Here is a 12663-nt window from a genome sequence, read left to right as displayed (position 1 = left end):
TAAAGTAACAGTATTTAAACATTTATACATAATTAGTTTACATTTTTATTCTGGAAAAAATTCTGTCTTAATTTCCTTTTTTACCAACGTTCTTTTAGCAACATCATAATAATGTTCAATACTAACATGATTTTGTGTCTCCAAACTATTTTCTAATTGATATGCTTTTTTAAACCCTTTAAGCTTGACTTTTATATTTTCATCAATAGCCCTTGTGGTTTTAAATTCATGGATTAAATCTAAAATATCATGAGCAATATAAACGGTATCTTTTGCATCAATAACTACCTTTGAATTTTCTGGAATATCTTTTAAAGTTAATTTTATGGCCGCTTTGTTTAAAAATGAAACTTCTTGAGCCAAGTCTATATGAATTACATCGCCATCTGCATATTCTTCTTTTCGAAAACTATAAGCACGCTTAAGATTTCCTTTTAAAACGAAAATAATACTGATAACAATTCCTAAGGCTACACCTTTCAATAAATCAGTAAATACAATAGCTAATAGTGTTGCAATAAAAGGAACAAATTGGTATTTTCCTTTTTCCCAAAAATGTTTAAATGTTGCTGGTTTGGCTAATTTATATCCAACCAATAAAAGAATTGCCGCTAAGGTAGCCAATGGTATTTTATTCAAAACTAACGGAATTGTAACCACACTAATTAGTAAAAGAAGACCATGAATAATCGTTGACATTTTTGATTTAGCACCACTATTACTATTTGCTGACGTACGTACAATTACTGATGTCAGCGGTAAACCTCCTAACAGAGAACTTATCATATTTCCAATTCCTTGGGCTTTAAGTTCCACATTGGTATCTGTATATCGTTTTTGGGCATCCATTCTATCGGCAGCTTCAATACTCAATAAAGTTTCAATCGAAGCAACTATGGCAATAGTAAAAGCAACTACCCAGACTTTAGGATTTGTTATTCCTGAGAAATTCGGCGTAACTATAATGGCTTTAAATTCTTCAAAACTAGTAGGTACCGGCAATGAAACTAAATGCTCTTTTGAAATAGCTAATGCACTCTGTGCAGCAGTGAAAATTTCATTTAAAATTACCCCAACGATTACCGCTACAAGAGCCCCGGGAATTAATTTTAATTTTTTCAGGAAAGGAATTTTGTCCCACGCAATCAGTATGAGTAGTGATACTATTGTAATAATTATTGAACCAAACTGAATATAATTAAAAATGCCCAATAATGAAGATAATGTATCGCTCCCATTCAACTGCAAAAAAGATTGATCCCCTTCAAAATCGCTATCATAACCAAAAGCGTGAGGCAATTGTTTCATAATAATAATAATTCCGATACCGGCTAACATTCCTTCAATAACATTCGTTGGAAAATAATTAGAAATACTTCCTGCTTTGATATATCCTAAGGCTAATTGTATAAAACCTGCAATAAAAACTGCTGTCAGAAAGACATCAAAAGCACCCAAATCAGTAATTGCTGTTAATACAATTGCTGTTAGACCCGCTGCTGGACCAGAGACACTTATATGCGACTTACTTAAATATCCAACCACTATTCCCCCAATAATTCCTGCAATAATTCCAGAAAATAAAGGAGCACCTGAAGCCATTGCAATACCTAAACACAATGGAAGAGCCACCAAAAAAACCACTAAACCAGATGCAAAATCGGATTTAAGGTTAGCAAAAAGATTCGTTTTTTTTGTCATAATACCTTACTAAAATTTAATACAGAAGCTTGTCACATTGAAGAATGTAAAGATTTGATTTCATACTAAAAATCAAAATGGTATTAAACCTGATTAGGTGGGGGAATAAATATCTGCGAGGTTATTTTATCTTGCTTTGATAAATTCTCAGAAAAAATAAGACTTGAATTATAACTCAAGTACCGTTCAACTTCAAATGAAACAATAGAAATAAAAACGGCTTTAATTTCTTTATGTGCTTTTTCGTCTTCAGAAAAGCTATCCAAGATGGACGTATCATTATCTTCCGCTATTAAACTCACAATTGCAGGTGTTAACAGAAAACTAATAAAAACCAACAGTAATATGTAAATAGCTATTTTCATTAACGCAAAAATAGATTAAAGTTTATTAAAAGAGTAAAAAATATAGCGAATTTTAAAAAAATTAACATAAAAAAAACCAGAAAAAATCGCTTCATCTGGTTTTCCATTTTAAATCTAAACGTTTTACAAACCCTCTTCCAACCAAGCTTGCATCATCCATATTACTTTTTCTTGTTCTGCAATAAAATCGCTCATCATTGAATTAGTTCCCTCATCACTAATTTCTGAAGATTTATATAGAATTTCCCTTTCAATTTTTAACAAATGAGATAATGAATTTACAATAAGGTGAATTGCTTTTTCATCAATAGAAATGTTTTTACCCACTGGTAACTGGCTATTTTTAATATAATCCTCAAAAGTATGAAACGGCGTACCTCCCAAAGTAAGCACTCGTTCTGCAATCATATCGATTTTTAACTGGGAATCATTATACAATTCTTCAAACTTTACATGCAAGTCAAAGAAACGCTTTCCACGAATATTCCAATGAATTCCGCGCAGATTCTGGTAGTAAACTTGAAAATTTGATAACAATATGTTTAATTCTTTTACAATTAATTCTGATTCTTTTACCGGTAATCCTAAAATATTAATTTTCATATTTTTTTATTTCTTACAAATTTATGGAAAAAATAAAAATTGCACTATAAATTAAATTGATTGTTTTTATCTTTACATTAGAAAATACTATAAAAATGACAATTACCCAACTAAAATATGTTTTGGCTGTCGCCGAACACAAAAATTTCACACTTGCCGCCGAAAAATGTTTTGTCACTCAACCAACTTTGAGCATGCAAATTCAAAAAATAGAAGAAGAATTAAGTATTCAAATATTCGATCGATCCAAAAAACCAATTCAACTTACGGATATTGGACAAAAAATTGTAAATCAAGCCAAAAATATTGTCAATGAAGCGGATCGGATTCAAGATATTGTTGAGCAGCAAAAAGGATTTATCGGAGGCGAATTTCGGTTAGGAATCATTCCTACCATTATGCCTACATTGTTACCTATGTTTTTGAATAATTTCATAAAAAAATATCCAAAAGTCAAACTCATAATCGAAGAGTTAAACACGGAAGAGATTATAATAAAACTCAATAACGGTCACTTGGATGCCGCAATTGCCGCAACTCCATTATTGGAAGAAAAAATCAAAGAAATTGTTTTGTACTTTGAACCCTTTGTAGCTTATATACCAGAGAGTCATCAAAATTTTCAAAAAGAAGAAATTGAAGTATCTGACTTAAATCTGGATGAAATCTTGCTATTGCAAGACGGACACTGTTTTAGAGATGGCATTTTGAATTTATGCAAAAGTAAGGGTGAAAATGATTTTAATCATTTTCAAATTGAAAGCGGTAGTTTTGAAACATTAATAAAACTAGCTGATGAGGGTTTAGGAACGACACTCCTGCCCTATCTTCACACTTTAGATTTGAAAGAGTCAGACAAACTGAAGCTGCGTCATTTTAAGGAACCTAAACCTGCACGTGAAGTCAGTTTGATTTTCCCAAAAAGCGAGTTAAAAATACAAATAATTGATGCACTACGAAGCACAATTGCCGGAGTTATAAAAGGAGCAATTGTTTTTCAAAATGTTCAAATTGTAAGTCCAATTCAGAAAAAATAAAAAAAGGAGCCGATTAAGGTTCCTTTTTTATTTATGAATTTACGATAAGCAAGCATTGTTTCAATTCTGGTTTTTCGATTGTGAAATTTAATAACCATTCTCTTAATTGTTCCATTTCAAACGGCAATAAGGTTTTTATGGCTTTTTCTAATTCTTTACAAAAAAGTATTGGATCAAAACTTACTCTTTCTAGTATTGATTTTGTGTAATCAAACATGATTTTTGACATATTAAAATAATATTATAGATTAGATTTTGATTTTTATCTACTGTAAAAATACATTTTATATAGATAGAATATTACATATTAACATTCTTTTTGATTATTTATTTTAGCGGGGAAAAAAATATCTTTTTCCATCCCATTTTATTTCCTATGTTTTTCGAGCACGAAACATCTCTCTTTTACCAGGAGGCCCTTCAAGCTTTTCAACGCTAAAACCAACTTCGATCATGCTTCGCTTCACTACTCCTCTCGCTGCATAAGTAACAAGAACGCTATTTGGTTTAAGTGCATTATACATTTTTTGAAAAATTTCGGTGCTCCATAATTCTGGCTGTACTCGGTAACCAAAAGCATCGAAGTATATTAAATCAAATTTCTCAATATCTTCAACTGCTTCAAAAAATTGCTTTCTTTTCGTCAATGAAAAATCTTTGCTTAAAATGATTTCTTCCCCCCAGTTACTTTCATGCATGGTTTTAAAAATGTCGCTTTCATTAACTGCATTCAATTGCGCAACATAATTCATGGAAAGAACTTCATCAGCAGAAATAGGGTATGCCTCAACTCCAACATAGTCAATCGTCTGATTTAGTTTTTTCAATTCTAAAAAAGTGATAAATGCATTTAACCCGGTTCCAAAACCAATTTCTAAAATAGAAACGTGCTTATCCGCAAATAAGGACAATCCATTTTTGATAAAAACGTGTCGTGCTTCTTGAATTGCGCCGTGCTTCGAGTGATAACATTCGTCCCATTCTTCTATGTGAATAGTTGTAGAACCGTCAAGAGTTTGGATAATTTCTCTTTTCAAAATTATAAATTGAGTTTATTAGTAGTTTTTATGCGATGATCAGGCCAAATTTAGTCAAAACTAAAACGTATCATCTAAAAAAATCGATATTTTTGTCTATTTGATATAAATTAAGTCAAATTATTTCGATTTTTTAAAATATAAATAGATCTCAATTAAATGCTATAATTAATAGTTTTATCACAAGGATTTCGATGATTTTTATTTAATTTTGCAAATAACAATGTTCACTTTGTGAAAAAATTAAAGATTTTAATATTCGTGTTCATCAGTTATAAAAATATAAAAAATACTATCATATTATGAGTACAACTCAATCTAGCAAAATTGAAATAATAAAAGCAGCTACTACAAAAATTAATGAAGTAGACTTTGAAAACTTAAGCTTTGGTTCTGTTTTTACAGATCATTTATTTGAATGTGATTTTAAAAACGGAGCGTGGCAAAAACCTATTATTAAGCCTTATGCGCCCTTTTTGTTAGACCCTTCGTCAAGAGTTTTCCATTATGGTCAAGCTATTTTTGAAGGTATGAAAGCTTACAAAGATGAGGATGATGCAATCTGGTTATTTAGACCTGATGAGAACTATAAACGTTTCAATAAATCAGCTGTTAGAATGGCCATGCAGGAAGTTCCAGAAGACATATTTATGAGCGGTTTGAAGGAATTACTTAAATTAGATGAAGCGTGGATAAAAAGAGGTAAAGGAAATTCCATGTATATTAGACCATTTATGATTGCTACGGGAACTGGTGTAATTGCAAACCCATCTGATGATTATAAATTTATGATTATTTTATCACCGGTAAGCGCTTATTATGCAGGTGAAGTTAAGGTTCTTATCGCTGAGCATTACAGTAGAGCGGCAAATGGTGGAATTGGAGCTGCAAAAGCTGCCGGAAATTATGCTGCACAATTTTACCCTACTAGTTTAGCTAACAAACAAGGTTTCCAGCAAGTGATTTGGACCGATGATGCCACACATACCAAAATGGAAGAAGCTGGGACAATGAATGTGTTTTTTAGAATAAACGACACTTTATTTACCGCGCCTGTGAGTGAAAGAATTCTTGATGGTGTGACTAGAAAGACTTTGATTGATTTAGCTAAAAGTGAAGAAATTACTGTAGATGTACGTCCTGTTTTAGTTTCTGAACTTGTTGAAGCCTTTAAAAATGGAACCCTGAAAGAAATTTTTGGTGCTGGAACAGCTGCTGTAGTTAGTCCTATCTCTGGATTTTCATATCAAGATGTTTATTATGAATTACCTAAAAATGAGAATTCAATGGCATTGCAACTAAAAGATAAGTTAACTAATATTCAAAACAAACTAGCTGAAGATACTTTTGGTTGGACTGTTAAAGTATAGATTTTAGATTTTAAGTATAAAAAAGCGATTTTCTTAATGAAAATCGCTTTTTTTGTATTGCTAGAAATCGCGTAATCCAATATAAATAACATCTTTATTTTTCCTAATATAAACAATATTAAACCGTTGCCTATTCTTTAAGTATTTTTGAAAAATTTGGTTTAAAATAGTTAGGACCTTTCATGACCTTGCCGTCTTCACGATAAATAGGATTTCCATCTTCTCCTAACTTACTCATATTGCTGCGTTGAATTTCGTCGAAAACGGCTTCAATTTTGTGTTGCAGACCATGCTCAATTATAGTCCCACATAGAATATACATCATATCTCCAAGGGCATCAGCAATTTCTACCAAATCATTATTTTGAACTGCTTCAAGATATTCCTCGTTTTCTTCTTTCATTAAATTATAACGAAGGGTGTGTTTGCTTTCTCCCAAATCAGCTGTTGGAATTTCGCTATGTCCTATCTTAAATGCAGTATGAAATACCTTAACCGAATCAATTTGTTTTTGCACCTTTTTTATTTTTTAAATGAAAAGGCAAATTAGCAACTATTTCTAAACTATTAACTATTTTTGTTGCAAATAATTTAAACTATGTTTAGTCAAGGACAATTGATATTTGCAGGCTGTTTTTTTGTTGCTTTTATTATTGCAATGGTAATTGCTTACCGAAAAGATGTAAAAATGCACAAAATATTTTACGAAGGAAATTACAAGATATTAATCGGTTTTTTAATTTTTATTGGAATTCTATTTATGATAAAAATATTTTTCAAGCGTTAGCATCTTTATTTTAGAACAAAAAAATGTCCACTAAAAAAAAGGTCACTGAAAAAGTCTTTTTTAAGAATATAATGTTAATAAAAAGGAGTAGAAATCAAAGTTTTCTGCTCCTTTTTTTGTTTGTTCAATTGTAACCATAAGGCTTTTTAGATGTTAGTACTAACGAAAAGTAGCAATGTTCTATTCCAAAGTGTTTTTTTGTTGCTTGTTAACTTTAAACGAATTCTAGTAGCAATTATGTTGCCCATTTTAAGTTGCTATTACACCTACTCCGGATTCAGATTGGACTACCAATTTTATTATTATTTATAGTTCCTTTAGTTTATTAATAAAATTTATAACTTTACGGGATATAACTCCCCATTTATCATGAAGATTTTAAAATATTTATTTCTTTTAGTTTTACTTAGTTTAGTAGCGTTATCAATTTTCGTGGCAACGCAAAAAGGAGATTATAAAGTAGAAAGAAGTAAAGTTATTAATTCGCCTAAAGCAGCTGTTTATAATTATGTAAATGACTACAAGAACTGGGCTAATTTTGGTTCGTGGATAGCTCAAGATCTCGAAATGAAAATATATTATCCGCAAAATACTGTTGGAAAAGGAGCATCTTATTCCTGGCAAGGAAAAGAGGGTAATGGAAACATGAAAACCATTTTCGTAAAAGAGAACGATAGTATAACGCAAAAAATGAATTATCAAGGAACCACTTCCAATGTGTTCTGGAGTTTCAAAGACACTTTAGGTGGAACAAAAGTAACTTGGAAAACTACTGGTAAAATGAGTTTCCTTTTTAAGATTTACACCGCTTTTACTGGTGGCGTTGATAAAGTTATTGGCGGAATCTACGAAAAAAGCCTTGCTAATTTAGATAAAACGCTAGATTATGAAATAAACACTTATTCCATAAAAGTAGATGGTTTGGTAAAAATGCCTGAAACCTTTTATTTGCATCAAACATTCACCAGTGAAATTTCAAAAGTTATTAAAAATTTCAGAATCGTTACTCCAAAAATAATTACTTTTTGCAAAAAAAATAACCTTCCTTTAGCCGGAAAACCGTTTGTAATATACCATACTTATGATCTTGTAAATGGCCTCACGAGAATATCTATTTGCGTTCCAATCAAAAATCAGATATATACGAGTGCAGGAAGCGACCTCTTAACCGGAAAATTAGAAGCGTATGAAGCCATAAAAACAACTTTGACCGGAGACTATTCACACCTTACAAAAACACTTGATAAAGGCAAAGCATATAGCAATGCAAAACAAATTTTCGCTGATCCTTCTTTATCTCATATTGAAGTTTACATCACTAGTAAAACTGAAAAAGAAAGCCCTTCAAAATGGGTAACTGAAATTTATTACCCTACAAAACCAAAACTTGTGGTTAATAAAATTAATGTTATTACAAAAAAAGTAGAAACTGTGCCAACTATAACAGAGGTTCTAACACCAGATACGGAGGTTTCTGCACCTAAAGCAAAAACGAATGTTACCGTAACAAAAACTAAAAGCGACGTTATTGTACCAAAAGCAAAAAAAGAGGCTGTTGTGCCAAAAGCAAAAAAGACTGCCCCTCCGGTTAAAGAAGTAGAGATTCCATCTGAATTTTAATTATTTTTTTGATTCAATTAAACCTATTTGATAAATTCTATTCTAAACAGAAAAAAAACCTTGCAAGAAGAAAGGGAATTCATTAAAAAGTTATTGAACCCTAAAACGCAAAATGAAGCGTTTAAAGAACTCTTGATGGAATATCAAAGACCGTTGTACCATCATATTCGAAATATTGTATTAAACCATGACGATGCTGATGATGTCTTGCAAAATACGTTTGTGAAAGTGTTTCAGTATTTAAAAAATTTCAAAGGTGAAAGTAAATTATTTTCGTGGATGTATCGTATTGCCACTAATGAAGCGCTGAGCTTTTTAAATAAGAAATCAAAAATTAACGAAATTTCATCAGAGGAATTACAAAATAAAACTATTGATAATTTACGAGCAGATGTATTTTTTGACGGAAACGAAATCCAACTTAAATTACAAAAAGCAATTGCTAATTTACCTGAAAAACAACAATTAGTTTTCAAAATGAAATATTTTGAAGAACTTAAATATGAAGAAATTTCAGAAATCCTGGGAACTTCCGTCGGTGCTTTAAAAGCGTCATATCACCATGCAGTAAAAAAGATTGAAGCCTTTGTAACGGTAAATTAAACCTTTTATATTAAATTAAGTCTAACGAGTATTATGAAAGAATTTAAATTAGAAAACGAACCTAAAATTGAGTCAGGATTCAAAACTCCCGACCATTATTTTGATCATTTTTCGGCTAAAGTTTTACAGCAATTACCCGAAAGTGAACCAAAAGTGATTTCGATTTTTCAAAAAAGAAAAGCGATAATCATTATGGTTGCTGCGCTTTTAGTACTCGCATTAATGATTCCAATTTATACTAGTATTTCAACAATTCCAAAAGAATTAGACCAAACGACTTTGGAAAATTATCTGACCTACCAATCTAACTTAAATCAATATGATTTAGTTAGTGAGTTAGAAACGGAAGATATTATTAAAATGCAGCCGGCACATTCGACTGAAGACCAAGTTATTGAAGACATTCTAACTACAGATACTGACATGCAACATTTACTTATCGAATAAAAATTAAAATTGAACTTGAAAAATAAAACAATGAAACTTAAAAAATTATTTCCAATCCTATTATTATTAATCTCCTCCATTTTTTATGGCCAGGGCGAAGGAATGAGAGAAAAAAAAGAACAAATTAAAGCTATGAAAATCGCTTTTTTAACAACGGAATTAAAATTAAACTCTAGTGAAGCAGAGAAATTTTGGCCTGTCTACAACACTTTTGATGATAAACAATTTGAATTAAGACATCAAAAAATGAAATCATTCATGAGGAGAATGAATGACGAAACTTTAGATAAAATGACCGAAAAAGAAGCTAGTACTTTCTTGAATCAAATGGAAAGCACAGAGGAAGAATTATTCGTTTTGCGAAAAAATTTCATTGCAACACTGAAAGGAATTATTCCAGCTACAAAAATCATTAAACTCCGAAAATCAGAAGAGAATTTCAATAGAAAACTTTTACAACAATACAGAGATAAAGGTCCGAGAAGAGATTAAATTCTTTGCTAATTTTTAAAAATGATGCGAACCATTTTATTTTTACCTGCTGCTATTGCGGTATAATTATCAATAAATCGAATCGTGAAAAGATTGGAATCATTAGAAAATTGCTTCCAGGTATTTCCGCGATCGCCGGAGTAAAAGAGCCCTGTTGCACCTACAACAACAAGTGCTTTACTTTTACTCCCCGGTACATATTGCACACAGGAAGCATATCCAAATCCTTGATTTTCAGCACGTAAATTCCAAGTTTTCCCTCCATCTTCTGTCGATGCTTTGTTTCCGAAATTTTGGTTTAGCAATTCATAATTTCCTCCGGCAATAAATCCGTTTTGACAATCATAGAAATCGGCGGTAAAAATCCCAGTCATTGTTTTTCCTTGAATTATTGGCGTGTCAAAAACTTTCCAAGAATTTCCTTTATTTGGCGAATAAAAAACTCTTGCTTTCTTTCCTCCGGAAACAATCCATGTCCTATTTCCCTTCACAACAATATTAGTGTTGCTTGCCGCAAATGCTGCTTCACCCTCACTAAGTTGCGGTAATTTATCACATACAATCTTATTCCATGAATTACCACCGTCTCGCGTCGTTATTATATTAAAACAATTAGTTAGCGGATCTCCTGTAGCAATTCCTTCTGAATCATTCCAAAATTGCATACTATCATAAAAAACTTTCTCGCCATTTTCTTGATAAACTAATTTTGCTTTTGAGCCATCTTTAGGAATCTTATACAGTAAAGCAGGATTGGAAACATTTAAAATAAAAATATTATTTGTCGTTTGAGAAATACTTCTAAATTCTGCTTTTAATTTATCAGTAGCAATGGTGCTTTCCGTCTTTTTATTTTGTTCCAAATCAAAAAAACCGAATCTTGAGTTATCAGCTGCGTACCAAACTTTATTTTTATCTATCGCTATGGCCCTAATGCTGATTTTATCTTGAAAAAGAGTATCAATTTGGATCGATTGAAAGTTAGCATTTATACTTTTTTTATCTCTATAACTAACTGTTTTACAAGACCATAAACAGAAAAAAATCAATACTGTTAAAAAAAAATTATTCATTTTGATACAATTATTTAGGCTAATTTACGATATAATATGGTATTACCATATGTCTTTAAATTTATTGGCACAGTAATTGGATATTGGAAAAATAATAAATTTAATACCATTAATTATGAAAACGAAACTACTACTATTGAGTCTATTGACTACTGTTTTCGCAACACAAATACAAGCGCAAGGCAGGACTTCAATAAACGCAATCAATTCAGAAATTAGCGATAACTTAGATCTAAGAGCTATTGCATCAATTTTTGGTGATTCTCGAAATCTTCAAGATTTTGAAAGACGATTGAATGATCCTAAACTTCAAATATCAAATTTAGATTTGAATAATGATAATGAAGTTGATTATTTACGAGTTATTGAATCCGTTGAAAATAGAACGCACGTTATTATTATACAATCCGTTATTGACCAAGATTTGTATCAGGATGTCGCAACTATCGATGTTGAAAAAGACAGATACAACAATGTTCATGTTCAAGTAATTGGCGATGAATTCCTATACGGTGAAAATTACATTTATGAGCCTGTTTATTATACAACGCCATTCTTTTACGCTTCTTTTTGGTCTTTTAATTACCGTCCTTATTATTCTACCTGGAATTGGAATTACTACCCTAGCTATTATTATGCTTGGAATCCATACCCAATATATCGATACAGAAGCAACATTAATATTTGTTTAAATGTAAATAACAATTACAATTATGTAAGCTCTCGAAGAAGTAATATAGCAATTAACCTATATAGTTCACAACGTTCTAATGGCTATGAAAGACAACATCCTAACTATGCATTTTCAAGAAGAAATACACAAGTAACAAATCGTTACGAACTGGATCAAAGAAGAGGTGACAGAAATTTGGGTTCCCGAAATGAAATGGTAAATTCTAGAAACAGAACTAATCCTTCCAGAGAAGCTGGTGCGCAAAGACAAGGACAACAAAGAGACTATTCTCAAAACAGAACTAATCCTTCAAGAGAAGCTACTGAGCAAAGACAAGGGCAACAACGAGACTATTCTCAGAACAGGTCCAATCCTTCCAGTGAAGCTGCTGCGCAAAGACAAGGGCAACAAAGGGATTATTCTCAAAACAGATCCAATCCTTCCAGCGAAGCTGCTCCGCAAAGACAAGGTCAACAAAGAGATTATTCCCAAAACAGATCCAATCCTTCTGGTGAAGCTCCTCCGCAAAGACAAGGTCAACAAAGGGATTATTCCCAAAACAGATCCAATCCTTCTGGTGAAGCTGCTCCGCAAAGACAAGGACAACAAAGGGATTATTCTCAAAACCGATCCAATTCCTCTGGTGAAGCTGCTCCGCAAAGACAAGGACAACAAAGAGACTATTTTCAAAACAAATCCAATCCTTCAGATCAAGCTTTTCCGCAAAGAGCAGAATCACAAAGAGGTAATTCTGAAAACAGAAATAATTTATCTCGTGAAGCCGCTCCACAAAGACCTGAATCTCAAAGAGACAATTCATCTTCAAGGAACAATAACAGAAGATCATAAACAAGT

Annotated in this window: 14 protein-coding genes; 7 read left to right on the top strand and 7 right to left on the bottom strand. The window is 31.7% G+C overall.

Annotation, left to right across the window (positions count from 1 at the left end; genetic code table 11):
• Positions 1–45: 45 nt before the first annotated feature.
• From ACFX5D_RS05555 to ACFX5D_RS05545, 3 genes are all read right to left on the bottom strand, one after another.
• Positions 46–1701: a SulP family inorganic anion transporter gene (locus ACFX5D_RS05555; RefSeq protein ID WP_379857254.1), complete on the bottom strand. Its 1656-nt coding sequence runs from the start codon at positions 1699–1701 to the stop codon at positions 46–48.
• Between the two features lie 83 nt (positions 1702–1784).
• Positions 1785–2066, bottom strand: coding sequence for a hypothetical protein (locus ACFX5D_RS05550; RefSeq protein WP_379857253.1), 282 nt, complete (start codon positions 2064–2066; stop codon positions 1785–1787).
• A 123-nt stretch (positions 2067–2189) separates the two neighbouring features.
• Positions 2190–2669: a Dps family protein gene (locus ACFX5D_RS05545; RefSeq protein ID WP_379857252.1), complete on the bottom strand. Its 480-nt coding sequence runs from the start codon at positions 2667–2669 to the stop codon at positions 2190–2192.
• Between the two features lie 95 nt (positions 2670–2764).
• On the opposite strand from ACFX5D_RS05545, the gene ACFX5D_RS05540 reads away from it, so the two are divergent.
• A complete protein-coding gene (locus tag ACFX5D_RS05540; RefSeq protein WP_379857251.1) occupies positions 2765–3706 on the top strand; it encodes a LysR substrate-binding domain-containing protein in 942 nt (313 codons plus the stop codon).
• Positions 3707–3737: 31 nt separating this feature from the next.
• Here ACFX5D_RS05540 and ACFX5D_RS05535 read toward each other — a convergent pair whose 3' ends face one another.
• Entirely contained in the window at positions 3738–3935 is a 198-nt protein-coding gene (locus tag ACFX5D_RS05535) for a hypothetical protein (RefSeq protein ID WP_073208151.1), read from the bottom strand.
• A 145-nt stretch (positions 3936–4080) separates the two neighbouring features.
• Complete coding sequence (mnmC2, locus tag ACFX5D_RS05530; RefSeq protein ID WP_379857250.1) at positions 4081–4743, bottom strand: tRNA (5-methylaminomethyl-2-thiouridine)(34)-methyltransferase MnmC2; 663 nt, start codon at positions 4741–4743, stop codon at positions 4081–4083.
• Positions 4744–5045: 302 nt separating this feature from the next.
• Between mnmC2 and ACFX5D_RS05525 the strand changes: the two genes are divergently transcribed.
• Positions 5046–6113: a branched-chain amino acid aminotransferase gene (locus tag ACFX5D_RS05525; RefSeq protein ID WP_379857249.1), complete on the top strand. Its 1068-nt coding sequence runs from the start codon at positions 5046–5048 to the stop codon at positions 6111–6113.
• 130 nt (positions 6114–6243) lie between these two features.
• Here ACFX5D_RS05525 and ACFX5D_RS05520 read toward each other — a convergent pair whose 3' ends face one another.
• Positions 6244–6630, bottom strand: coding sequence for a pyrophosphohydrolase domain-containing protein (locus ACFX5D_RS05520; RefSeq protein ID WP_379857248.1), 387 nt, complete (start codon positions 6628–6630; stop codon positions 6244–6246).
• A gap of 639 nt (positions 6631–7269) precedes the next feature.
• Here ACFX5D_RS05520 and ACFX5D_RS05515 point away from each other — a divergent pair.
• The 4 genes from ACFX5D_RS05515 to ACFX5D_RS05500 are packed head-to-tail and all read left to right on the top strand — an operon-like array spanning position 7270 to position 10062.
• Positions 7270–8520: an SRPBCC family protein gene (locus ACFX5D_RS05515; RefSeq protein WP_379857247.1), complete on the top strand. Its 1251-nt coding sequence runs from the start codon at positions 7270–7272 to the stop codon at positions 8518–8520.
• A gap of 60 nt (positions 8521–8580) precedes the next feature.
• A complete protein-coding gene (locus ACFX5D_RS05510) occupies positions 8581–9123 on the top strand; it encodes an RNA polymerase sigma factor (protein WP_379857661.1) in 543 nt (180 codons plus the stop codon).
• A 33-nt stretch (positions 9124–9156) separates the two neighbouring features.
• Complete coding sequence (locus ACFX5D_RS05505) at positions 9157–9570, top strand: hypothetical protein (RefSeq protein WP_379857246.1); 414 nt, start codon at positions 9157–9159, stop codon at positions 9568–9570.
• A gap of 30 nt (positions 9571–9600) precedes the next feature.
• Entirely contained in the window at positions 9601–10062 is a 462-nt protein-coding gene (locus ACFX5D_RS05500) for a sensor of ECF-type sigma factor (protein WP_379857245.1), read from the top strand.
• A gap of 8 nt (positions 10063–10070) precedes the next feature.
• On the opposite strand, the gene ACFX5D_RS05495 is transcribed toward ACFX5D_RS05500, so the two are convergent.
• Positions 10071–11135, bottom strand: a complete 1065-nt coding sequence (locus ACFX5D_RS05495) for a WD40/YVTN/BNR-like repeat-containing protein (RefSeq protein WP_379857244.1) — start codon at positions 11133–11135, stop codon at positions 10071–10073.
• A gap of 115 nt (positions 11136–11250) precedes the next feature.
• Between ACFX5D_RS05495 and ACFX5D_RS05490 the strand changes: the two genes are divergently transcribed.
• Positions 11251–12657: a hypothetical protein gene (locus ACFX5D_RS05490; protein WP_379857243.1), complete on the top strand. Its 1407-nt coding sequence runs from the start codon at positions 11251–11253 to the stop codon at positions 12655–12657.
• The last annotated feature ends 6 nt before the right edge of the window (positions 12658–12663 follow it).

The organism is Flavobacterium fructosi (genome assembly GCF_042787335.1).
Lineage (GTDB): Bacteria > Bacteroidota > Bacteroidia > Flavobacteriales > Flavobacteriaceae > Flavobacterium > Flavobacterium fructosi.
Note: the sequence above shows the minus strand (reverse complement) of the source record. Positions and strands in the feature narration are given on the sequence as shown.